Origin of the sequence: Rhodanobacter sp. C03, assembly GCF_002001175.1 — a bacterium.
In the GTDB taxonomy this organism is placed as follows: domain Bacteria; phylum Pseudomonadota; class Gammaproteobacteria; order Xanthomonadales; family Rhodanobacteraceae; genus Rhodanobacter.
In genome coordinates this window covers 43,088-66,103 of record NZ_MUNT01000016.1, presented here as the reverse complement: position 1 = coordinate 66,103, position 23,016 = coordinate 43,088, and the positions used below count along the sequence as shown (strand labels likewise).

19 protein-coding genes are annotated in these 23,016 nt (G+C 59.2%); 5 read left to right on the top strand and 14 right to left on the bottom strand.

The genetic code is table 11. The features are described 5' to 3' along the window. The first annotated feature begins 21 nt into the window (after positions 1–21). From nadA to B0E48_RS17105, 5 genes are all read left to right on the top strand, one after another. Complete coding sequence (gene nadA, locus B0E48_RS17125) at positions 22–1,047, top strand: quinolinate synthase NadA (protein ID WP_077439603.1); 1,026 nt, start codon at positions 22–24, stop codon at positions 1,045–1,047. Next, positions 1,044–2,495 (top strand): FAD-dependent oxidoreductase, encoded by a 1,452-nt coding sequence (locus tag B0E48_RS17120; RefSeq protein WP_077439602.1) that lies wholly within the window; start codon positions 1,044–1,046, stop codon positions 2,493–2,495. Before nadA ends, B0E48_RS17120 begins: the two co-directional genes overlap by 4 nt. A gap of 124 nt (positions 2,496–2,619) precedes the next feature. Next, complete coding sequence (gene fabA / locus B0E48_RS17115) at positions 2,620–3,135, top strand: 3-hydroxyacyl-[acyl-carrier-protein] dehydratase FabA (RefSeq protein WP_077445554.1); 516 nt, start codon at positions 2,620–2,622, stop codon at positions 3,133–3,135. Next, positions 3,135–4,343 carry a beta-ketoacyl-ACP synthase I gene (gene fabB / locus B0E48_RS17110; protein ID WP_077439600.1) on the top strand — a complete coding sequence of 403 codons (1,209 nt, stop codon included), beginning with the start codon at positions 3,135–3,137 and terminating at the stop codon, positions 4,341–4,343. Before fabA ends, fabB begins: the two co-directional genes overlap by 1 nt. A gap of 228 nt (positions 4,344–4,571) precedes the next feature. Further along, a complete protein-coding gene (locus tag B0E48_RS17105; protein ID WP_077439599.1) occupies positions 4,572–5,231 on the top strand; it encodes a hemolysin III family protein in 660 nt (219 codons plus the stop codon). Between the two features lie 36 nt (positions 5,232–5,267). Here the strand turns inward: B0E48_RS17105 and B0E48_RS17100 are convergent, their stop codons facing one another. From B0E48_RS17100 to B0E48_RS17035, 14 genes are all read right to left on the bottom strand, one after another. After that, a complete protein-coding gene (locus tag B0E48_RS17100) occupies positions 5,268–6,158 on the bottom strand; it encodes a U32 family peptidase (protein ID WP_077439598.1) in 891 nt (296 codons plus the stop codon). 4 nt (positions 6,159–6,162) lie between these two features. Next, positions 6,163–7,161, bottom strand: coding sequence for a peptidase U32 family protein (locus B0E48_RS17095; protein WP_077445413.1), 999 nt, complete (start codon positions 7,159–7,161; stop codon positions 6,163–6,165). A gap of 279 nt (positions 7,162–7,440) precedes the next feature. After that, complete coding sequence (locus B0E48_RS17090; RefSeq protein WP_077439596.1) at positions 7,441–8,922, bottom strand: UbiD family decarboxylase; 1,482 nt, start codon at positions 8,920–8,922, stop codon at positions 7,441–7,443. Next, positions 8,919–9,167, bottom strand: a complete 249-nt coding sequence (locus B0E48_RS17085) for a hypothetical protein (protein WP_139350349.1) — start codon at positions 9,165–9,167, stop codon at positions 8,919–8,921. The genes B0E48_RS17090 and B0E48_RS17085 overlap by 4 nt, the downstream gene beginning before the upstream one ends. Positions 9,168–9,234: 67 nt before the next feature. After that, a complete protein-coding gene (locus tag B0E48_RS17080) occupies positions 9,235–10,353 on the bottom strand; it encodes a PLP-dependent cysteine synthase family protein (RefSeq protein WP_077439594.1) in 1,119 nt (372 codons plus the stop codon). After that, on the bottom strand, positions 10,346–12,334 hold the full coding sequence (locus B0E48_RS17075) for a pyridoxal-dependent decarboxylase (protein ID WP_077445415.1): 1,989 nt from the start codon (positions 12,332–12,334) through the stop codon (positions 10,346–10,348). The genes B0E48_RS17080 and B0E48_RS17075 overlap by 8 nt, the downstream gene beginning before the upstream one ends. A gap of 1,100 nt (positions 12,335–13,434) precedes the next feature. Further along, a complete protein-coding gene (locus B0E48_RS17070) occupies positions 13,435–14,163 on the bottom strand; it encodes a nitrous oxide reductase accessory protein NosL (RefSeq protein WP_139350355.1) in 729 nt (242 codons plus the stop codon). A 2-nt stretch (positions 14,164–14,165) separates the two neighbouring features. Beyond that, on the bottom strand, positions 14,166–14,999 hold the full coding sequence (locus tag B0E48_RS17065; RefSeq protein ID WP_077439591.1) for an ABC transporter permease subunit: 834 nt from the start codon (positions 14,997–14,999) through the stop codon (positions 14,166–14,168). After that, positions 14,996–15,934, bottom strand: a complete 939-nt coding sequence (locus B0E48_RS17060) for an ABC transporter ATP-binding protein (RefSeq protein WP_077439590.1) — start codon at positions 15,932–15,934, stop codon at positions 14,996–14,998. The genes B0E48_RS17065 and B0E48_RS17060 overlap by 4 nt, the downstream gene beginning before the upstream one ends. Further along, entirely contained in the window at positions 15,927–17,216 is a 1,290-nt protein-coding gene (locus B0E48_RS17055) for a nitrous oxide reductase family maturation protein NosD (protein ID WP_077445417.1), read from the bottom strand. Before B0E48_RS17055 ends, B0E48_RS17060 begins: the two co-directional genes overlap by 8 nt. A 67-nt stretch (positions 17,217–17,283) precedes the next feature. Next, positions 17,284–19,260, bottom strand: a complete 1,977-nt coding sequence (gene nosZ, locus B0E48_RS17050) for a TAT-dependent nitrous-oxide reductase (protein ID WP_077445419.1) — start codon at positions 19,258–19,260, stop codon at positions 17,284–17,286. 47 nt (positions 19,261–19,307) lie between these two features. After that, positions 19,308–21,524 carry a NosR/NirI family protein gene (locus B0E48_RS17045; RefSeq protein WP_254424013.1) on the bottom strand — a complete coding sequence of 739 codons (2,217 nt, stop codon included), beginning with the start codon at positions 21,522–21,524 and terminating at the stop codon, positions 19,308–19,310. Position 21,525: 1 nt separating this feature from the next. Continuing rightward, positions 21,526–22,593, bottom strand: coding sequence for an FAD:protein FMN transferase (locus B0E48_RS17040; protein ID WP_077439891.1), 1,068 nt, complete (start codon positions 22,591–22,593; stop codon positions 21,526–21,528). A gap of 68 nt (positions 22,594–22,661) precedes the next feature. Continuing rightward, complete coding sequence (locus B0E48_RS17035; protein WP_077439587.1) at positions 22,662–22,964, bottom strand: high-potential iron-sulfur protein; 303 nt, start codon at positions 22,962–22,964, stop codon at positions 22,662–22,664. Between the last annotated feature and the right edge of the window lie 52 nt (positions 22,965–23,016).

The following is a 23,016-nucleotide window of genomic DNA, read 5'->3' as shown; positions in this document are numbered from 1 at the left end:
ACATTCCCTCTGCGGATCGCCATGACCGACCCCGACACGTTGCCATTGCCTATCTGGCGTGACGCACTTGAGCATGAATATGCCGAACTCGGTGCACGCCTCGAACACTTGGTGCCCTGCCTTGAATGGCCATTTCACCTACCCTGGATCGAGGCTATCAACCGGCTGAAGAAACAGCGTGGCGCCGTGATCATGGCGCACAGCTATCAGTCAGCTGAGATCTTTCACGGCGTGGCAGACGTCACCGGCGACTCGCTCGCACTGGCACAGGCGGCGGCGGACTGTGAGGGCCGCCTGATTGTGCTGTGCGGAGTCCATTTCATGGCTGAGAGCGCAAAGATCCTGGCCCCGGAAAAGACGGTCTTGATACCTGATCTAGAGGCCGGTTGTTCACTAGCTGCGTCGATCACCGCTGCTGACGTGCGCGCCTTGCGAGCGAAATATCCTGGAGTACCCGTAGTTAGCTATGTCAACACTTCGGCTGAAGTGAAGGCTGAGTCTGATGCCTGCTGCACTTCGGCCAATGCGGTTGAAGTAGTAGAGGCGATGGGAACGAACCAGGTGATCTTCCTGCCCGACCGCTTCCTTGGAAATTACGTCGCGAGCAAGACCAAGGTGGAGCTGTTGCTGTGGACCGGCCGCTGCGAGGTACACGAAAAATTTACTGCACAACAGGCTCGGCACGCACGCGAATACTTCCACGCCAAACTGATAGCACACCCCGAGTGCCCCCCAGAGGTATGGGCTGAGGCCGATTTCGTCGGCTCTACCAGCGCGATGGTTCGCTGGCTGGCTAAGGAAAGGCCGGAACGCGTGGCACTGATCACTGAATGTTCAATGGCGGACAACTTGCGTGCACAGTTCCCAGCCACCGAATTCATCAAGCCATGCAACCTCTGCCCGCACATGCAGCGAATCACCCTGCAGAAAATCTACACCTGTCTGCGCGACCTGCGGCATGAGGTCAGGGTGCCCACTGACATCGCTGTACGGGCCAGGACGGCACTGATGCGGATGCTTGCGATAGGCCGGCAGGAAACGATATGACGCGCGCAAGGCCACCTGTAGTGGTGGTGGGTGGTGGTGTAGCCGGACTGACCACAGCGCTGGCGTTGGCGCCAACGCCGGTACGCCTGCTTTGCCGCGCACATGATGGCAGCGGCACGGCCAGCGCGCTGGCGCAAGGCGGTATCGCTGCCGCTCTTGATCCAAGTGACAGCCCCGCCATGCATGCCCTCGACACACTCACCGCCGGGGCGCACCACAATAATGCTGCGATGGTGCAGTGGCTTTGCTCGCAGGCACCGGCGGCCATCGGCTGGCTGCAGGCGCAGGGCGTTGCATTCGACCGAGATGCGGACGGACATCTGCACCTTGGCCGCGAAGGCGGACATCTTGCCGCACGGATCGTGCATGCAGGCGGTGATGCCAGTGGTGTGGCGCTAGTTCAGGCGTTACGTCAACGCGCGCAACAGTCATCCCATATCCAGTGGCGCGGCGATATGGACGTGGATGGACTACTGCTGCGCGGCGATGCTGTCTGCGGCGTGTGTACCCACGATACGCGCGGCCATCGGCATGAAATGGAGGCCGCCGCAGTTGTGCTGGCCACCGGTGGTATCGGTGCGTTGTATGCGCGCACCAGTAATCCTCCCGGTGCAGACGGCAGCGGTTTGGCGCTAGGCATGTCCGCCGGCGCGCGAACTCGCGACCTCGAGTTCGTTCAATTTCATCCGACCGCGCTTAACGTTGCGGGCGTCCATTGTTTGCCGCTGATCACCGAGGCCCTGCGCGGTGCCGGCGCGCGTCTGTACGGCGCTACCGGTCAGCTGTTGATGGCCGATCAACATCCGCTGGGTGATTTGGCACCGCGCGATGTGGTGGCCCGTCGCGTGTGGCAGGCATGCCGCGATGACGGCTCCGCATGGTTGGATGCACGCGAAGTGGATGGTGAGTGGGAGCGGCGCTTTCCCACCGTCTTGGCGGCATGTCTTGCCGAAGGCATCGATCCACGACTGCAGCCGATACCGGTGACGCCAGTGGCTCATTTCCATATGGGCGGAATTGCGGCAGATGCAGATGGCCGTACAGGTGTGCCCGGTTTGTATGCCGTCGGTGAGGTAGCCTGCAGCGGCGTGCATGGCGCTAACCGACTGGCCAGCAACTCGCTGCTCGAAGGCGTGCTGTGTGGTCAACGCCTGGGTTTGATGTTGGCCACCATGGATTTGCGAGCAGCAAGCAGCGGTCCATATCGCTGGGTTGGGCGTGCCGCGAGCCTGCCACAGTCGCGGCTGGAAGCTCTGCGCATGTTGCTATGGCAGACCGCAGGACCGGAACGTGAGGCAACTGGCTTGCAGAACGCGCTGAAGGCATGTCTGGCTTGGGCCGATGAAGGTTGGCAGGCTCGCCTCGCACAACGGGTGCTTGAGGCAGCCCTATCGCGCACTCACAGTCTCGGGGCTCACTATCGCACCGATGCCGTCATGCCAGCTTGACTGCGCGATTGTGCCGCACGCCTAAAACAGACGCTGGCGTATGTTTGCACCCCCTTGACCAGCGTCATGGTGCCCGGGTGGAAAGCCTCGCAGACTGGTTAGGTCTTCCTCTGCAAACATGGCCATGAACCGACCTTCTTCGTTCGACTACGCTCAACTGCTTGCCTGTGCCCGCGGTGAATTTTTTGGTCCCGGCAACGCTCGTCTACCGTCGCCACCCATGCTGATGTTCGACCGCATCACCCGTATTGATGAACATGGTGGCGCTTCCGGCAAGGGCGTCATCCTTGCAGAGCTGGATGTCCGGCCTGACCTGTGGTTTTTCGGCTGCCATTTCGACGGTGACCCTGTGATGCCAGGCTGTCTTGGCTTGGACGCGATGTGGCAACTCAGTGGGTTCTTCCTGCCATGGCTGGGTGAGCCCGGTCGCGGTCGGGCGCTTGGCGTGGGCCAAGTGAAGTTTTCCGGACAGGTATTGCCGAGTGCAAAGTTAATCCGCTATGAGATCGATATCCGCCGAGTGCTACGTGGAAAGCTGTCCATGGTGATTGCAGATGGCAAAACGTATGTCGATGACCGGCTTATATACGTAGCCACCGACATGCGAGTTGGCCTGTTCCAGTCGACGGAGGGCTTCTGATGCGCCGCGTAGTGGTAACCGGCATGGGCATCGTGTCTTGCCTTGGCAACGCCGCGGATGCTGTCTCTTGCGCACTGAGCGAAGCACGCAGCGGAATTCGCGCCGTTCCAGAATATGCCGTTCGCGGCTTACGCAGCCAAATCGCCGGCGTGCCGCAGATCGATCTCAATGCGGTGATAGACCGTAAGTTGAAACGCTTCATGGGTGATGCAGCGGCCAATGCGTACGTGGCGATGCGAGCGGCCATTGCCGATGCTGGTCTTGCCATCGAACAGATATGCCATCCGCGCAGCGGTGTGATCGCCGGCTCCGGCGGTGGCTCAGCACAGTGGCAGATTGAGACTGCTGACCTTCTGCGCGAGAAGGGTGTACGTAAGATCGGTCCATACATGGTACCCCGCACGATGTGTTCCACAGTGTCAGCAACACTCGCCACCGCTTTCGGCATTCTCGGCCTGAGCTACTCGATCGCCGCGGCATGTGCCACCTCGGGCCATTGCATTGGCGCGGCAGCAGACCTGATCCGTCATGGTGCGCAGGATGTAATGTTTGCTGGTGGCGGCGAAGAACTGAACTGGGGTATGACCGCGCAGTTCGATGCGATGGGCGCTTTGTCCAGTAACTATAACGACGAGCCGCAAACCGCATCGCGCCCCTACGATGCGGGTCGCGACGGCTTCGTCATCGCCAGCGGTGGCGGCATGCTGGTGCTGGAGGAATACGAGCATGCAAAGGCGCGGGGAGCATGCATCCATGCCGAACTGGTCGGCTATGGGGTGACCTCGGACGGAGCCGATATGGTGTCGCCATCAGGCGAAGGCGCAGTGCGTTGCATGAGGATGGCAATGCAGGGCGTGACGTTGCCAATCGACTACCTCAACACCCACGGCACCGCCACCCAGATGGGCGACATTGTGGAATTGAGGGCTGTCCGCGAGGTATTCGGAGAATCCGTACCGGCAATCTCCTCAACCAAGGCTTTGACGGGGCACTCGCTCGGCGCGGCGAGCGTGCATGAGGCAATTTACAGCCTATTGATGCTCAGGGATGGCTTTATGGCAGGGTCCGCCAACATCGTCGAGCTTGATCCGCGCGTCGAGGGATTTCCCATCCTGCGAGAGACGCGTCAGGCGACGTTGAACACCGTGATGTCCAACAGCTTCGGCTTCGGTGGCACCAACGCTAGCTTGGTATTTGCGCGGGTTTGACAGCTATCAGCTGCCTGGGCGGGGGCACCCACGTGTCACCCCTTGCAAGACTATCCCTACCATTTGCATTTGCTGAAATCTGGCGATCGCTACGGTGGCGGCAGCTCAGTCGAGCCGATGAGCTGCGCTCCAAACCCGGCTGATGACAGGGACTCTGATATCAGATCTGTCCCTTCCGTGCCGCACAAATAGATTCATTTTGAAATTCATAGCAAGGGCCAATATCACATGCCACGAACGTCAGTCAGCGCCATCACGCGGCACCAAACCCTCGGCGAGGAAATCGCCAACAGTCTCAGTCACGGATTTGGCTTGTTGCTGGCTATCGCCGCCCTACCCATCCTGGTCATTCATGCGCAGCACGTGGGTGGCATCTCGGCGATCGTGGGAGCGGCGATATTCGGCAGCAGCGCCGTCCTGCTCTATCTTGCTTCAACCCTCTACCACGCAATCTCACACCAACGGCTCAAGGCCATCTTCCGAGCGCTGGATCACGCAGCCATCTATTTGCTGATCGCTGGAACCTATACGCCAATCACCTTGGGCGTGCTTCACGGAGGCTGGGGTTGGACCATGCTCGGCGTAATCTGGAGCCTGGCTCTGGCGGGGCTGGTGTTCAAGGCCATGGTAGGTCCGCGATTTCCACGCGTGTCCACCCTTATGTACGTCGCCATGGGATGGGTGGTGATGATCGCCATCCGGCCGCTGTGGCTACACATGTCGGCAAATGGACTGCTTTGGCTCGGAGCTGGCGGTTTGGCTTATACCCTGGGCGTGGTGTTCTTCGTGCTAGACGGTAGGATTCGATACAGCCATTTCATCTGGCATCTGTTTGTCCTTGCCGGCACAACATGCCATTTCTTTGCAGTGCTGCTTTACGCGTTTTGATCGACGAGAAGATTGCGCCTGCCCACACCGCTGCCCTCAGACAGCGGTGTGGAGCATCTGCATTCCCGGCTCGCCGTGCCAGTAGCCGTTGCGTATACCGATCCGCGGCGGCGCCACTGGCGAGCGACGCGCAAGGTGAAAGTGCGCCACGACATCGGCCATGCCACTAACTTGCGGATATAAACGAAGCACGTCGACGCCAAGTTCGCGAAGTGCAGGCAACTGGGGACCGAGATCGGTGACTTCCTCGCCCTGGATCTGGATGCCGTTGATGCGTAGGAACGGTCTACCCTCGCGAGTGGCAAGCGGCATGCCATCGGGGTATTCAATACAACGAAAATCGCATTGATCTTTGCCAACATCTAGGGCACGCGCGGTGAAGCAGCGCGCTGAGTAAGCCAGTGGCAGTCGACCAAACGCTATCACCTCAAGTTCCGGCATCGTGAGGTTCTCAGCGAGCATCGCCGCGCGAAGCTCACGCAACAGCACTTCGCCCTGCTCCACGCCAGGAACCCAGCGATGCAGACCATCTTCCATCAGTAATGCGAGTGCTCGATGGTTGTAGACATTGAGCGATGGACCGGCAACGAAGGGCACGCCACGCTCGCGGCACAACTGCACTGCGGAGAGATCGTTCGCCTCGATCCAGCAGTTACCGTCACTGACCAACCGTTTTAGTGCGCCGAGTTCAGATTCGGCTTCGATCAGTGCCAATGATGACAACACGACTTGCTTACCGCTCTCGCTAAGTTCCGCAGCCAGTGCGATCCAGCCCCCAGTGCTCATCTCTCGCCGTTTGCTACATACGGTCTCACCGAGATAGATGATATCAATGGGCCATTGCGCTGCCTCACGGTAAAAGGCCAAAGTGCGCTCGCGGGGCCAAAAATACTGTAATGGTCCCAAGCTTAGTTTCATCGTATTCATCGGTTCAGTGCCAATGACGGTGATAGGGGCCGAGCGTGGTCTGGTGACCCTCGGCATGTGCTGACAGCGAGCGTTGCCAGTCCGCTTGCAGCTGCCAGTCCTGCGGTGATCTGTGGTAACGATCCAGTGCATCACGCCAAGTGCGAGTGACCGAACTCACGTAGGCCACACCGCGTTGGCGGCCCTCGATCTTCAGAGCCGTCACCCCTGCCTGAGCGAGCCGAGGAAGCAACTCCAAGGTATTGAGACTGGTCGGCTCCTCAAGTGCGTGAAATACCTCACCGCCGACGTCAAAGCGTCCTTTGCACACTGTGGGGTAGCCCGCTGGCTCCGCGGGCTCAAATCGGTCAATCAGCACCTTGTTCAGGCGGACACTGCGTCGGCCGTCTTGCTCCTCCTCCCAGCGTACAAAGCTGGCCGGCGAACACACGCCGTGACGGTTCGGCGAAGCACCAGTGACATAGCTCGACAGCTGACAGCGCCCCTCAACCATGATGCATAGACTGCCGAATCCGAAGACTTCCAAAGGCACCGGCGAATTCATGCACAGTCGCTCCACCTGCTGGATAGAAAGTACCCGTGGCAATACGGCACGACTGATGCCAAAGCGCTCGTACATGTAGTGCAACGCGGGCGCAGTGGTAGCCGAACCCTGCACCGATAGATGTCGCGCCAGCCCTGGATGGGTACGTGTGGCGTAGTCGAGCACCGCCATCTCAGCCGCAATGATCGCATCGCAACCAAATTCCGCCGCCTTGTCCACAGCCGCCTGCCAGTGCGCCAGCCGTACGCTATCTGGATAGGTGTTGAGCGCCAGATAGACCTTGCGACTACGCGCATGCGCGTAGTCGATCCCTGCACTCAGCTCTTCGTCACTAAAATTGAGACCAGGGAAGGCACGCGCGTTGGTCTGATCGCGAAAGCCCGCGTAGACCGCATCCGCACCGGCATCAATTGCCGCCTGCAATGCCGGCAAATTGCCTGCGGGACAGACCAGTTGCATACGCACGCACCTTGGGAAATCGAACAGACCGCATCATGGCGCGTGCAGGTAGCAGTTGCCTTGATGTGCGTCAAATCGGGCATGGTCATCAGATAGGGTAGTTGGCTTGGTGAAACTCATGCTCGCCGACATCGCTGCGGTTCGGCACAGTCGGTACTTTCACAGTGGGCATGGTTGGCACTCCGCCATGGCCAGTGGAAGCACCCTACCGCACAATGCAGGTCGAGCTCGCGGACCGCTACGCCCACTGCGAGCCCTTGAGCTGGAAGCCTGCGACGCCTAACCGGCCACGCGGGTGGCCTGCATTGCGGCCCACATCACGTCAATGCGCTGTGCAACGGCGGCATCCGGCACGATCGGCCTACTCCATGTACGCACCGTTTCGGACGGCCATTTGTTGGTCGCATCGAGACCGAGTTTCGAGCCGATGCCGGCGGAAGGGCTCGAAAAATCCAGATAGTCGATCGGAGTATTCTCGACCAGCATCGTGTCGCGTGCTGGATCGACACGGGTGGAAATTGCCCAGATCACGGCCGACCAGTCGCGTACGTCGATGTCGTCGTCAGTGATGATCACGAACTTGGTATACGTAAACTGGCGCAGATAGGACCACACGCCCATCATCACTCGCCGTGCGTGACCAGCGTACTGTTTGCGGATGCTGACCACCGCGATGCGATAGGAACATGCTTCCGGCGGCAGGAAGAAATCGACGATCTCCGGAAATACCTTCTGCAGAATCGGCACGAAGATATCGTTCAACGCCATCGATAGCACAGATGGCTCATCGTACGGCGCGCGTCCCATATAACTACCATGGTAGATCGCGTCCCGGCGCAAGCGCATGCGTTCGATCGTGAATACGGGAAAGTGATCTTGCGCGTTGTAGTAGCCCGTGTGGTCACCGAACGGCCCCTCCAACGCGGTGTCGCCCGGGTAGATGAAACCCTCCAACAGTATTTCGGCACCGGCCGGCGCATCAAGGCCGGTCAGCTCGCTGCGCCATACGCGGGTGCGCTGGCCACGTAGCAAACCGGCGAATTCGAATTCAGACAACGTGTCTGGCACCGGCGCCACCGCCGCCAGCATTGTCGCCGGATCAGCCCCGACCGCCACCAGCACAGGGAATGGGCGCTCCGGATGCGAGGCAACCCAGTCGGCATAGTCCAGCGCACCCCCACGATGCGGCAGCCAACGCATGATTACTCGATTCGTTCCGATCGCCTGCTGCCGGTAGATCGCCACATTCTGCCGTGCCTTGCGCGTGCCACGGGTGACCACTAGGCCGAACGTGATCAGCTTCCCTGCATCCCCGGGCCAGCAATGCTGGATTGGCAGGCGCGAGAGGTCGATGTCGCCGCCTTCTACACCTTCGTACTCGAAGGCAGCCTCATGCACGTACTGAGGTGCGACGTGGGCTAGTTGCGCCAGCTCCGGCCATGTCGCCAGGGCTTGGCGCAGACTGGATGGCCAGCGCGGCTCCTTGATCGAAGCCAGAAGCTGCCCCAATTCACGCAGGGATGCTAATGGCCTTCCGGCCAACGCTGTCTCGATCCTTGAGCGATGGCCAAACAGATTGCCAAGCAGCGCGTGCGAAGCACCCAGCGGCCGCTCCATCAACAATGCCGGGCCACCTTCGCGTAGTGCGCGCTCGCTAAGCGCGGTTGATTCCAGGTACGGATCAATCGCTTCATTCACACGGATTAGCTGTCGATCTCCCTCCAGTCGCGAGAGAAAGCTACGCAGGTTGTGAAAGCTCACGGCGATGCCTGCGGTGGCTGGGGAATGGCCAGACTCTCATCACTGGCATGATCTATGATTTGCTGATGGATCAATTCCAGCTCGGCCAGCAAGCGCACGCGCTCCTCCTCGGCTGCGGAGGCCTCGGCAGGCCTAGCAGGCAGCGCCATACAGGAATCATAGGCACGCCCATCCTGCACATCGTAGATGAGCAGATCGCACAGGGTCCTGCCGAAGCGGCCAAAGCCTAAGTTGGCTAACGACATGTCGGCTTTCTCGAATCGGCGCGGCGGCATATGACGGCAGGCAGCATGTAGACGTATTGATTGCGTTTCATATCGCGCCATTGCCCGGGATGCGCCAGCGGCCATCTTGCAGGGTAGAGCGCAGTGCGGCGTCCCACGTCGAAATATCGATACCACGTGCGGCCAGCCACTTTCGATCGAACAGCGTCTGCGCGTAACGTTCACCACGGTCGCACAGCAGGCTGACAATGCTGCCATGTTCGCCGTGGGCCCTCATCGATGCGGCAAGCTTCAGGCAAGCAACCAAATTTGTACCGGACGAGCCTCCGTAGCGATGGCCAAACAGCTCCTCCAGAAGCCAAGCGGCGGCGATCGAGGCGGCATCGGGTACCTCGATCACCCGATCGACCAAATCAAACAAAAATCCTGGCTCTACCCGTGGCCGGCCAATGCCTTCGATCAACGTCGGCTGGCTTGCCCTGACGTTGGGATCCCGGCTGCGCCAGCCATGCACAAAGCCACTGCCCGTCGGCTCGGCTACGCACAGCTGCGTATAGAGCCGACGGTAGCGCAGGTAGCGCCCGATGGTGGCGGAGGTACCACCAGTTCCGGCACCACAGACGATCCACGCTGGCACCGGTCTGGGCTCCAAAACGAGCTGGCCGATGATCGATTCTGCGATATTGTTGTTGCCACGCCAGTCGGTAGCCCGCTCGGCCAGGCCGAACTGGTCAAGATGACAGGCGCCGCGCTTCGCGTGCGCAATCGCCCGCTCATGTACCTGCGACGGGTCATTGACGAGGTCGCACTCGCCTCCGAGCGCATGCACGTCGCGGATCTTGCCTGGCGCAGTACCCTCTGGCATCACTGCGATGAACGGTAGTCCAAGCAATCGCGCGAACCATGCTTCCGAAATTGCAGTGCTGCCAGAGGAGGCATCGACCACGGTTTGCCCTTCGCACAGTCGGCCATTGCACAGTGCGTACAGGAACAGCGAGCGTGCCAACCGGTGCTTGAGGCTACCGGAGGGGTGCGCGGCTTCGTCCTTAAAGTAGAAGTCGATTCCGTGAAAGCCGGGGAAGTTAAGCTTGAGTAGATGCGTGTCGGCCGAGCGGGCCGACTCCTGCGCCAGCTTCGCCAGCGCGTTGTGCACCCAGCATCGTTCGAACTCGCGTTGTGGATTGACCAATTTCAGGATCCTATCCAATGCCCGCCTTCCTGATCAACGTCGGGCGAGAGGCGTCAGTAACGGTCAGCGACTGCACGCGCCGGCCGAGGAATTCAAAGTAGCGATCGATATAACTGATGCCGTTCTCATGATCGATCAGGTACGGGTTCATCAGCGTATGACGCAGTATCAGCAGGCGTCTGTTTTCGCCGTCATGATTGAGAGTAGCCAGATCCAACCCCAAGGCATTGAGAATGCGTGCCGTCTCCACCAGCCCCAGCTCCTCCGGCCGCAGACTGGTTACCGAGCCGAAGAATTCCTTCAATTGCAGCGGCTGGCCTGGATCACAGCGCAAGGTGTCGTGCAGCGCACCGACGAATGCATTGGCACCAGCCAGCGATGTGTTGCCGCGCGGATTGAGCGCAAGACAGACCAAGTTACTGTCCGGCGCGAACGGCACCAGCGCGTGCACGCAGTCAGCCAGATCCAGTGCAAACCGCTGCGCACGTGCGTAGAACGCCTCGGCGGCACGTATGGTGGCGCGCGGCAAGCGGCCGAAATGGCGGTGATCCAGCGGCAGTACCTTGTGGGTCACATACGCCGCGGCCGCCGCCGCGCCAGCCTTGGAACCTTCTGGAATGAACTGGCCGAGGCTACGGTAACGAGCCAGGTAGTCGCTGGGCGTGCTGGTATGGAACACGTAGTCAGCGCGCTCGGCCAGCAACGCCATCGCGCGATGGTCACGGCAAATGAAGGCGCCCGTGCCGTAGGGTAAGTAACCAAGCTTGTGCGGATCTACTGTAGCCGAGTCAGTGTCGCCCAGTGCGGCAAATGCCGCATGCACCGCTGGCGTTGGGAACTGTACGTACTCAGTGGCTACCTCTTCTCGCCCGCGCAGGGTGCCATTCTCGTTACGGAACAACGTGGCCAAGTAGCCACCCCAAGCTGCATCCACATGTACCGAAAAGCCGAGCCCATGTGCTTGAGCTTCCGTGCGTGCAGCTAGAACCTCATCTATCGGATCAATCGTGCCGTACTCTGTGCTGCCTAACACTGCCACGCACATCAGCACCGGCTGCCGGATGCGGACGCAGCGTTCCAGGGTGCCCCGCAATGCAGAAGGATCCAACCGCATGCCTCGGGTCGGCAGAAGCTCCAATTGGTCGCGCCCGAGGCCTAGGAGCTTCAGCCCCTTGCTCCATGAGTAGTGCGCGGTTACCGGCGCCAGCACTAGTGGCACGCGCAGCTGCGGGTGCGCGGCGAAGAAGCCGACCAGACCGCGTTGTTCGACGCGCTCATCGTCCACTCGTTTCAGCCAGTGCGCCCGCTCGGTCGGCGGCTGCGCCGCCAGCCAGGTTTGCCACGCTTCCAGAACTGCGATGCCATCAGCATGAGAAAGATTGAAGGCGCTCCAATCATCTGGTGGCAATTCAAGTTGCGGCACACGCGCCGCACGAAGCGCAACCGGGAATGCCTTTAGCGCAAGTGCGAGTCGCAGCGCCTGGTAGTTCGCCAACGTACCGCCCGAGGTCAGATGCCCGAAGGCACAGGCCGGCTGCACCGGATCGTGCGGATAACCGAGCATGCGTGCCAGTTGAAGTCCAACCTGCACCTCCATATCAACCGTGACCGGCGCAGCGTCCTCGCTGACGTTATTGGGGTTGTACGGCAGCGTCAGTATCTGTGCTGCCAGCCCTGGTAACAGAAGGTCCGAAGCCATATGCCCGATGTAACGAGGGCTGTGGAACGGCACTGATTTCTTCAGTGCCGCGGACAAAAGATGGAGCTCGCGACGCATGCGCGATTCAAAAGCGAGGTAGTCGGGGTGTTGGGCTGCGCCGGTGGCAATAGCCGGTGGATCCTCCGGATGAAAATTGCGCCGCCAATACACGTGGTCGCGCAGGAACTCGACGATCAACCTTTCCAGAAGTGCGTCGTTCTCACCATAGGGACCAAGAAAGCAAGCATCCAGCGTGTGGTCGCGTGACTCCAATGCCGAGAACGGCTGTGCTGCGCTCATAGGAGCCTCTCGCATGTCCTGCCAGAAGTCAGATCGCAATATTCGACCGTGACCTTACCTTTCTGCTGAGTGAGCAAATCCGCACGCGCGCGATCCACACGAGATAGCTCGAGCGGAACCCAACCCAACGCTGTCAGCACACTATGGCCTATGACGTGAATTTTCACATTTTCACTGCTCATCGCACATCTCAGAGAATGTGCATATCCTGGTCCACACAGGGCGTAGTCCCATTGATGCAGATCAAACCACAGCAATATCTTTGGAATTTCAACCGCAGCGCAACTTGTGCGATACCGACTGACGACGGCATCTCACTTGCGTGAAGATCGTCAGATTCGCCTGACTGTCGCTAGCGAACACACCGCTTGACCAAACGTGCACTCGATGTGGTCAACGATCCCAAGTGACTTTCGCTGAATCGAGTACCTCTAGGGTCTGCTGCTGGTTGACCTTGCTCCTAAATTTTCCACCTCATAATCGTGATCAGTGGCGGCTTGTTTGGTCGGATCGGCTTGCCGGTGCTTCTCGAACTGCATCCGCGTAACGTACGGCGAAGCTTCGTTAGAATAGGTTCACCAGGGCTCGGCACGAACGCTATTCCAGCCGCCCGCGTTCGACGCATAGCCTCACCTACGGCGTGCGCTGCGATGGGCCGCTTTCGGGGCCAAGAACGATCAGCGCAATCAACACAAGAAAAATCAGTTTGCCAATATTGGCAACAAACATCAGACACCCCTAAGGCTTGCTGATGCTTCCACGATTGTCTTGTCCAACACTGCTTTCAGACAGAGCCTATGCCGCCAACTGGTCTTGCGCCCCAAGATCCCGCCCTTCCTCACCATTCATGTTTTTCTTAAGCCTCCGAATAGCTGACCCCAAATCCGGCCCATACGGCTCAACTTGCTTGCATCAAAAACCAACACAACCACGACTACAAGGATGATTCGATGCCAAATGTTCAAGATTGAAAGAATTCGCGAATAGGCCACTCGCCAATCTAATAGGCATTTGACGTCAGCGAGCCGACGGTAACCAGGCAGAATACTGCCGCCATTGCATCAGCCTAGCGTTCGCACGCAACAGAGGTACCTTCTATGTCAGTGCGATTTCCCGTCAAGCAGAGGGAGCTGCCTCTTTCGCTGCCCTGAATCAATCTCATGCGGAGCAGAGTTCGACATGCGCAGCAGATCAGGGAGTTCTTCCTGCTTAGCCCACGGCGAATCAGCAGAATGAGGTGGCCTAATACAAGCTTTGGCCAAGGCAAATTCCGGTGAGCCTTGAGTCGGGCAGCTATACCCAAGCATCGAGGTCAGCTCGGGAGTCACGTCGGGAAATCGCAATACTTCTCCGCCGTGCTTGCTAACGAATGCCTCGGCATCCTGCCTGGAGGCAAACGATGCAAACGTTGGTCCCATCAAGCCACTCAGTGGTTGCCAAGCCACGTAGTAGGCCTTACGCGCATCGACAAACGTATTGGCCTCGTTGGAGGGGTGCTGCCAATTGATTCGGGCGCTGTCTTGCACCAGCAGATGCTGCAGCCTTGTCATGTTTTCCGGTTGCAGGATATAGGCAAAGAAATCACGGGTTGAGCCGAATTTCAGGGGGAACTTGTCACCCTGAACATAGGCCTCCCCACGCGGCCCGGGGCCGGCCTCGATGTACATCCCACAGACCGCGCAGACATCGCCTTTATGGATGTCCACCGCGACCTGTGGTGCTGGCGCTTGCCTGCTCTCACAAGCAGCCAATGAAAGGACAACAAAGGCTACCAACAAGAACTCGAGGGCCCCGCCCTTCCCCTTGCAGCGCGGGCGCGACGTGTGCATTTTCATACCTCCTTTCGACGAAACAGAAACTGCGCCAGCTCAAACGGAATGACAATCCACAGCAACATGACCAGGTAGAGCACCCAAGGGCGATACACGTGGGTCGCCGTCATTCCCATGAACAGCTCGTTGCCGCTGCCCGATCCGAGCGTGGTCAGGTTGATCAGCCGAAAGACGTCGATCGGATTCAGGTAGAGCAAATGTGGGAAGAGAGATTGCTCCCACTCGTTGCCGCCGCTGAAGACCAGGATGGCCAGCAGGCAGAGGTCAAAAATGATCACCGTGCCCAACCAAGTCACCAGGGCCAAGCCTGCCGCACGCGCCTTGTCGTGGGTGATCACGCTGATCACGCTGGCCAATGCGACGAAGCTTGCCCCGAGCATTGAAGCGCTGAGCACGAAATTCCCCATGTTGAGCCAGGCCCCTGAGGTTCGCGCCTCGGGCTGCATGATCTGAATGATCACCACCGCCACGCCGAACCCCACCAGGGTAGCCGTCGCCAGCGCACAGCAGTGACCCACGAACTTGCCTGCGACCAGTTCGACTCTCGATATCGGGTAGCTGAGTACCAGTAACAGAGTGCCGTTGTCCTGTTCGCCAACCACCATGTCATAGGCGATCAACAGGCCGATCAACGGAATCACGAAGGCCGCCAGCGTGGTCAGGCTGGCCAAAGTCGCGTCGAACGAGGTAAAGCCTATCTTGCCGGCCGCGGCGCCTCCAAAGTAGGCAATGCTTAGGGCCAGCACGGCGAACAGCAACGCCACGGCAATCGTCCAGCGATTGCGGAAGTCGTCGCGAAACTCCTTCCTGGCAATGATCAGGATGCTGCTCATGGCTTTTGCTTCCCCTGCTGTTTTGTGCCTGCGCCAAGATAGTCATACAGGCGCGCCAGCGATGCCTCTTTGACCACAATGTCCTCGACAGCAGGGTCTGTTACAAGCCGTTGCAGCAGGGCCAGCTTGCCCCCTTCGGCGATCTGGATCTCGAACAGGCCGTCGAACCGCACATCGTGTGTCAGCGCGAATGTATCCAGTCCCCGAGCAAAGGCGACCGGATCGGCAGCGTCTTTCAGCTGCACCACGACGATGTCGGGCAACCCTGACTGCCGGCGAAGATCGCCAACGCTGCCCGCCGCGAGCAGCTGGCCCTGGCGCAAGATCAGAGCGCTGTCGATGTGCGGCTCAAGCTCAGCCAGCACGTGTGACGACACCAGCACGCTGTGCCCTTCGGCACGCAACTCGCCGACTATGTCATAGAGCTCGCGCGTAGCCTGCGGATCGAGTCCCCCGGTGGGTTCATCCAGCACGACGAGTTCGGGAGTTGCCAGCAGCGCCTGCGCTAGGCCCAGACGCTGTCTCATTCCCTTGGAATAGGTGGAGACCCGGCGATCCCTGGCATACGCGATGCCGACGCGCTCTAGCAGCTTACTCGCCTGTTCCCGCGATGCACGCTTCAGGCTCGCGAGGTAGTTGATCACCTCATTTCCGGTGAGGTTTCCGTAGAACGCCACGCTCTCGGGAAGATAGCCGATGCGACGACGCAGCGAGACCGCGTTGCTCCCCCATGGGGATTGACCCAACACCTCAACGTGACCGCTGGTCGGTGCGATGAGTCCCAGGATCAGCTTAATCAGGGTCGATTTCCCGGCGCCGTTGTGGCCCAGCAAACCAACCACCTTACCCATTGGCACGGTCGCCGAGACACCGGCCAAGGCAGCGACGCCCTTGTATTGCTTGCCGAGAGCGGAAATATCAATAGCGTTAATCATTTGCTCGCGCTCTCAAGTTTTCGGGAATCCTCATCAGAGGAAAGCTGTCCTGCACACTGGGCGGAGTGAACACTGGAAACGCGTGCTGCACATAACGCATCAGCAGGATCGAGGGGCTCGACATCAATACCCGTGCGCTCGGATATCTCCACAGCAGTACATCGACGCCATCGTTAGGCCGGTAAGGGACATCACCGATGCCATCACCGTTGAGATCCCAGCCCAAATAGTTGCTCCAGTAATTACCTCGGTGGTGCTGTGACCATTCCTCCGAATTGTTCTGCACATACATGACCTGGGTCTGGTTGTCGACGAAGGCATTGCCGTAGATATTGTTCTGGTCAGAACCTGCGGTGACATGGATGCCGATACGCGAACGCTCCAGCAGGTTGTCCGTGATCGTATTGCCCTGGGAGAGGTACACGAAGATTGCCTTGCCCTCGGCACCGTCGACGACCTGACCATCGGTATCGAATTGTCCCTGGATGTTGCGCACCTCGTTGCCGCGAATCTCGCTGTAATTGATGTAGTTGAGCAGGAACCCGTAAGACATGTCGTCATACGCCTGATTGCCGATGACTCGCAGATGATCGGATGCCATCAAGGCGAAGCCTGCGGTGTTGCCGGAGCTAATGTTTCCCTCTAACAAATTCCGTTTGGAATACATGTAGTGGACGCCGTAGCGCACGTCATGGATCCGGTTGTTTTCGATCTTGTTGTCCGGGCTAACGTAGACGTAGATGCCGTCCCGGGTCTTGCTCACGTCATTCCCGGAAATCGTGCACCCGGTGTCATTCCACAGGTGAATCCCGTCACCCCGATCCGACACGCGCAATTGCGGCACGCCAACGATGGTGTTGGCGTTAACCACCACATGGTTGGCACCGTCCAGATAGACACCGAACAGCACGTTCTCGATCCTGTTGTTTGAGACGCCCACATCATCCACCGCACGGTCAATGTAGATACCGGCATTCATCGCGGTCAGGTCCGTACCGGAGTGGCGGATCGTCAGGTCATTGATACGCACATGAGATGCTGACACGCGTATCACATCGCCTGAACCATCACCATCAAGCACTGCTCCGGGGCTGCCCACGAGCGATATCGACTTGTTCAGGTGCAGGTGCACATGGTGAACACCCGCGGGTACGTTAACCACCGTCCCCGCCGTCGCCTCGGCGATTGTCTTCTCAAGGGAATACGGCGCTTGCGCCGCCAGGCAGAGACCAGATGCAGCAAGCAGGAGAAAGAGCAGAGGCCAAAGGCTGCGGAAGTTCAACGGACACCTCGAGCTGAGGATGAGGCTGACCCGCCAGAACACAGGCTCCGGCGGATCCAGCCGTTCATCACGCTTCCACCAACATCCGGCCTCTCATCTCCAAGTGCAGCGCATGGCAGAAGAACGTGCAGTAGTACCAGTAGACTCCTGGCTTGTCAGCGATGAAGGTGACGGACGAAGTCTCCTGCGGGCTGATCTCCATGTTGATGCCATAGTTGCTGAGACAGAATCCGTGGGTCAGATCCTCGATGTCGTCGATGTTTGTGTCCACCACAGTCACTTCGTCGCCTTTCTTCACCGTGAAGCTGTTCAGACCGAACGTCGGCGCAGAGCTGGTCATGTAGACAAAGACCTTCTTGCCCTCGCGGATGACCTTGCTGTCCTTCTCCAAAACGATGCCGTGCTTCGTCGCCTGGGCGACGGTTTCGGCAAAGAACGGGTCCTTGCGATCCCAAATGCGCTTGATCTTGCCCGCCATGAGTCGGCTCGGAATGATCACGGCATCATGGGGCTCCGAGAAGACCGGTGCATCCGCCACCAGCACCATCTGGTCGCCGGAAATGTCGATCAATTGATCGTTGTCCGGATGCAGTGGGCCGACCGCCAGGAAACGATCCTTCGAGAACTTGTTCAGCGATACCAGCCACTTGCCATCCGCATCGCGCGTTTCGCCCAGCGACGTGTGGTTGTGGCCAGGCTGGTAGGCGACATCGAGCTTCTGGCGCAGGTAGTTGACCTTCTTGCCCGCATAGGCGTCGATCGCGTCCTGGATGTTCCATTTTACGATCTGGCTATCGATGAACAGCGTGGTGTACGCATTGCCACGACCGTCGTAAGCCGTATGCAATGGCCCTAGGCCCAGTTGTGGCTCGGCCACCACAGCATCACGCGGATCTTTGAGCTTGCCGGCAAAGTAGTCGTCGACCTTGCTCCACGCCATCAGGGTGACCGTCGGCGACAACTTGCCGGCGGCAGCGAAATACTTGCCGTCCGGGCTGGAATTGAGGCCGTGCGGGTTCTTCGGGACCGGGATGTACATGGTCAGTTCCGAACCATGGCGTCCGTCCACCACTGGCACCTTGGACGTGCCGATGGTCTTGAATTTGCCGGCCTTGACTGCCGCCTCTATGCGCTTGATGTTGAACACGACGGCCCAGTCGCGCTCGCCCTGCATCATGCCTGCAAGATCCACGGCCCCCTCGCTGTTGTAGCAGGTCGAGGCCACGTATTTGCCGTCGTAATCGCAATCGGTATTGTCCAGGTTCCCATCGACGATGACCTGCCATGCCACTTCCATGGTGTCGCCGTTCACCGCCGTGAAAACGCACTGGTATTTCTTCGGATCGTCCAGGTCACGGCCGTCGTTGGGACTGGGAACTCTGAATTCCGAGTTGGCGAACACGTAACCGGTGCGTGGCTCACGCTGCACGCGCAGGCCGTGGACGTCCGCTACATTGGGAATGCTGGTGATCTTGTCGGTGCGCATCACATCACAGCGGATGCGTGCGATACGACAGCCCGTTTTGTCGTTCATGAACAGGTAGCGCCCGTCGTAATGACCGTTCGTCTGACTCATATGCGGATGATGAAGGTCACCACCTCGGGGAAAGTTCTCGCCTAATACCCGCTTGCTCTCGTTGGTGATGCCCCAGCCGATGGCGAAGTCGGTGTTAAACACCGGGATGCGCATCAGTTCACGCATCGACGGCAGGCCCAGAATACGCATTTCGCCGGACTGGCCGCCGCTCCAGAAACCGTAGTATTCGTCCAGTTTGCCCGGCGCAACGTGATCCTCCGGCATGCCCGTGGCTGCAGGGGCGGGGGCCTTACTCGACACGGGCTGTTCGCCCGTCGACGCGCGGCCGCATCCGGCTAGCAGCGTGCCACCGACGCCGGCAAGACCCGCCAGTGCGCCCATTTTCATGAAACCACGGCGGCCAAGGTTCCCCGGCGAACCAGGAAGCGAGGCAATCTCCTCTTCCGTCAGCGCTCTGAACTGGCCGGCTTTCAATTCCGGATTCTGTTCGTTTGTCTTGTCGCTCATTGCTATCGCTCCTCAAAAATTAGTGGCATCCCAACCAGATTGCTGGCCTACCTAGGTCTTTCTGCCTGTGCATCAGTGTCTCCTGCATCTGTGGTGACGACACGCGTTGGCAACGGGCGTGACGCCTTCTCTTTTCTCTTTCGATGTTCGACCAGAGGTGGGCACTTGTGGTCGTCTTCGTAGGTCACCTGGCAGTCCAGGCAGTAGTGACACTCGTTGTAGTTGATCGGACCCAGCGGACTGATCGCCCTGACCTCGCACTCGTTGGCGCAGATCTGGCAGGGATGTCCGCACTCCTTGCGCCGACGCAGCCACTCGAACAGGCGCCAGCGCCCTGAAACAGCAAGGCCGGCACCTAGCGGACAGATGTAGCGGCAGAAGAACTTGTTGATGAACGCTGCCGCGACGAGCAGGATCACCGCGTAAAGAACAAAGCCCCAGGAGCGCATGAAGTGCAGATTGACCGCAGTCTTGAACGGCTCGACCTCCGCGAAGCGCTCGGACAGACCCACCGACTGCAGCGACAGGCCAAAGAGGAACAGCAAGATGATGTACTTGATCGCCCACAACCGCTCATGCACATACGGTGGTGGTTCCAGTTGCGGCACCTTGAACTTCAACGCCACCTTGTTGATCAGCACCTGCATGGCGCCAAACGGGCACAGCCAGCCGCAATACACGCCCCGCCCCACCAATAGCAGGGACACCGCCACGAAGGTCCACAGGATGAAGATCAGGGGATCCATCAGGAAGATGGACCAGTGGAAGCCGTGGATCACCGCATTGACGAAGGTCAGGATGTTCACCACCGAAAGCTGCGCCAGGCCGTACCAGCCGATGAACACGACGGTGTAGATCAGAAAGCCGACACGGACGCGTTCCAGCAGCTTTGGACGCTTGACCACCCAGTCCTGGAAAATCAGGATCAGCGACAGGAAGAGCAGTCCGGCTACCAGCACGGCAATCTCGAAGCGCTTGCCGTACCAGACCTTCACCCACAATGGAGCGTCATCAGGAATCGGACTGCTGTTGACCTTCGGCTGGATGACGTAGTCGGCAGGGATCTGGTAGCCCCCGCTAAACGTGCTGTAGATGCTTTTCAGCGGCCCGATCTGCCGCCTGACCAGCAGCTGCAGCGTCCATGGGCCACCGGCATTGAACCCCTGTCCATGGTGCAGGATGAAAATGCCGTTCTCGTTAAAGCTCGGCATCCCGGCCAGTTCCGGGTTGTCGAGCGCCACGTAATCAGTATCCTTGAAAAGGAACAACTTGCTGTCTTGGACAATATGCAGCCGGTCATAGATGCCGCCGCGCACGTAGCCCAATCCCTTGTACGAATAGACACCGTTGGCGACGACCGCAATCGCTTCATCGCCGGGACTGAGGTTCTGCATCATCGCTTTGTAGGTGGCGTCGCCGAGCAGGTTTCTGCCTACAGTCGGCGGGGTGATGTCGGCGTAATAGAGGTCAATGAAGGTGTCGTTCTCATGACCCGGTGATGGTGCGGTCGGATCGTCGACCAAGCCGCTCTCGGGCTGCCCCTTGAAGGCATCGATGACCGTCCCTCGAGTGATGTTCAGCTGGCGGAAAGCCCCGTTCCCCGTCAGCTGCTGCCAATTAGCCTTCTTGAGATAGTCGGCCCGGATGGTGGCCAGCGCATTTTCGGTGGCCGGCATACCGGTCACCAGATGCCGCGACACGGCTACTTCCAGCGCTGCATTCATGATCGTCTCATTGACCACCATCGAGGTGACGGTGGCGCTGCTGATCGCATCAATTTTTGTAGTCCCGGGAACATCGCTTCCACCGACGACGATCTTGTCCTTGACGCTGTGGCCGACATAACGCTCAACGAAATCGTAAAGTCGCTGCACCGGAATGCCGACCAGTAGGATCGGCTCATGCTGCTCGAGAACCTTGGTGCCGAGGATCTTGCCAGTCTGGTCAATCGCCACGAGGATATTGATTGGATCACCGGAATACGCCGGAACCGGCGCTACCATCACCGACTCGAACACGTAGCCGATAACCTTGTCACCGTCGTAGACCGGTGCTGCCGGCGGCTTTCCGGAGATATCCGCGAATCGGGTTGCGCTGGGAAAGTAGCCACGCACTTCGGGAAATTTCTGATCGACGCCTGCGATGGCTTCCATGGAAACAAGCATCAGCAGGCAGGTCACACAAAGCAGGAGCAGCCTCCTGGCGAGTTTGGCCGTGTGCAATACCCCGGAAAGACCAGGGCTTTCGGGTGGCCGTGTGCGCACGTCAGACCACCTCCGGATTGCCCGAAACTTGCGGGAGATCCTTCGAACGCCAGCTCCTGCTACCGTCCCTGGAGAAGACCAGCCATTGATCGTTCTGCGAGGCCATCACTTCGCGCAACCGCGGCACCGGCATCGAAGCGGCGGCGACGCTCATTGCATCGGCATCCACCGAGGTCTCCGCCATGACCGTGACGCTGGAGTAATTCAGTGGGGAATAACCCGTATGTGGATTGATCACATGGAAAAGCGTCTTGTCGGACGAATAGAAGATCCGGTAATTGCCGGACGTGCCAAGTGCGGCATTGCGTATTGTCACGACGGCTGCAACCTTGTTGATGTCGCCGGGATCAACGATGCCGATGTGCCACTGACGGTTGAAATCGCTACCGGAGATCGCACGCAGATCGCCACCTGCATCCACCAGGGCGTCTTCGATACCCGACTCTCTCAACGAGGCAATCCCCTGGTCGATGACGTACCCCTTCGCCAGCCCGTCCAATGTGACGGACATACCCGGATGGGTGAACCGTACGCCCTGCGCATCCAGCGCGATTCGGCGATAATTGATCAGATGATCTCGCTCCCCTATCTGTACACGATCACCCGCATCGAGTACGGCGGGCTGGCGCATCGATTCGAAGTACTCCAGGACGGGCAACACGCTGATATCGAAGTCACCGTCAGTCACCGCTGAAATCGCCAATGAGCGATGCAAAACGTCCCTGAGTTCCGGCGGCAAATTCTCCAGACGGCCATCACGGTTCAGGCGCGCCACCGGACCGGCCGGGTCGAAGCGCGTCAGCACCGCAACAGTACTGGCCATTCGCTGAAACGCGGCGTCAATGGCGACGCCCGCCTTGTCAACGTCGTCGGCCAGGCAGGTGATTGCTACCGAAGTCTGCATAAGCGTCTGCTCACGACGCACCTCGAACAGGTTCCGTCCCCGTTTGAGCACGAACCAGCCTGATCCTCCGACCAATCCTCCGGCCGCTGCCACACCGACGAAGGCCTTGAGGAGTTTTCGGCGACCGGGCGACCGAGGCTCGTCAGCTTTTTCCGGGACATGCATGACGTCAGCCTCCAGTGGCTGCAAAACGAACCAGACAGTATCTTCAGGAAAGCATTTGACGCGCTGCTTTAGGCTTTACGCGCATAGGCGACGCACCATGCGGTGGGGCTAATACTTCCTGCAACAACTTTGCAGGTTCCGTTGGACTTTGGCGTCTTGCCCGGGACGTAGTGGATGCAGTTGTCGCATTGATCCTTACCGTGCGGTGTGGACTGGTACATCATCGTGGCCTGGGGGGCCAAGGCTTGTGCATGCGCCGGTGCGGATTTCAGCAGACCGGTGGCTGCCACGGCCCCGATTGCCGCCATGGTCAGGCCGCTCTTCAGCAGGGTGCGACGGCTAGCATCGAATTCATTGCTGTTCTCTTTCATGGGTTTCTCCTGGGACTGTGTCGCTTCATTTCACACACGCATACCGCGTGCT

What these genes read in the sequence shown, in the direction of transcription:
- nadA (WP_077439603.1), top strand. Translation starts at nt 22, where the DNA reads ATGACCGACCCCGACACGTTGCCATTGCCTATCTGGCGTGACGCACTT.
- B0E48_RS17120 (WP_077439602.1), top strand. Translation starts at nt 1,044, where the DNA reads ATGACGCGCGCAAGGCCACCTGTAGTGGTGGTGGGTGGTGGTGTAGCC.
- fabA (WP_077445554.1), top strand. Translation starts at nt 2,620, where the DNA reads ATGAACCGACCTTCTTCGTTCGACTACGCTCAACTGCTTGCCTGTGCC.
- fabB (WP_077439600.1), top strand. Translation starts at nt 3,135, where the DNA reads ATGCGCCGCGTAGTGGTAACCGGCATGGGCATCGTGTCTTGCCTTGGC.
- B0E48_RS17105 (WP_077439599.1), top strand. Translation starts at nt 4,572, where the DNA reads ATGCCACGAACGTCAGTCAGCGCCATCACGCGGCACCAAACCCTCGGC.
- B0E48_RS17100 (WP_077439598.1), bottom strand. Translation starts at nt 6,158, where the DNA reads ATGAATACGATGAAACTAAGCTTGGGACCATTACAGTATTTTTGGCCC.
- B0E48_RS17095 (WP_077445413.1), bottom strand. Translation starts at nt 7,161, where the DNA reads ATGCAACTGGTCTGTCCCGCAGGCAATTTGCCGGCATTGCAGGCGGCA.
- B0E48_RS17085 (WP_139350349.1), bottom strand. Translation starts at nt 9,167, where the DNA reads ATGTCGTTAGCCAACTTAGGCTTTGGCCGCTTCGGCAGGACCCTGTGC.
- B0E48_RS17075 (WP_077445415.1), bottom strand. Translation starts at nt 12,334, where the DNA reads ATGAGCGCAGCACAGCCGTTCTCGGCATTGGAGTCACGCGACCACACG.
- B0E48_RS17070 (WP_139350355.1), bottom strand. Translation starts at nt 14,163, where the DNA reads ATGCACACGTCGCGCCCGCGCTGCAAGGGGAAGGGCGGGGCCCTCGAG.
- B0E48_RS17065 (WP_077439591.1), bottom strand. Translation starts at nt 14,999, where the DNA reads ATGAGCAGCATCCTGATCATTGCCAGGAAGGAGTTTCGCGACGACTTC.
- B0E48_RS17060 (WP_077439590.1), bottom strand. Translation starts at nt 15,934, where the DNA reads ATGATTAACGCTATTGATATTTCCGCTCTCGGCAAGCAATACAAGGGC.
- nosZ (WP_077445419.1), bottom strand. Translation starts at nt 19,260, where the DNA reads ATGAGCGACAAGACAAACGAACAGAATCCGGAATTGAAAGCCGGCCAG.
- B0E48_RS17040 (WP_077439891.1), bottom strand. Translation starts at nt 22,593, where the DNA reads ATGCATGTCCCGGAAAAAGCTGACGAGCCTCGGTCGCCCGGTCGCCGA.
- B0E48_RS17035 (WP_077439587.1), bottom strand. Translation starts at nt 22,964, where the DNA reads ATGAAAGAGAACAGCAATGAATTCGATGCTAGCCGTCGCACCCTGCTG.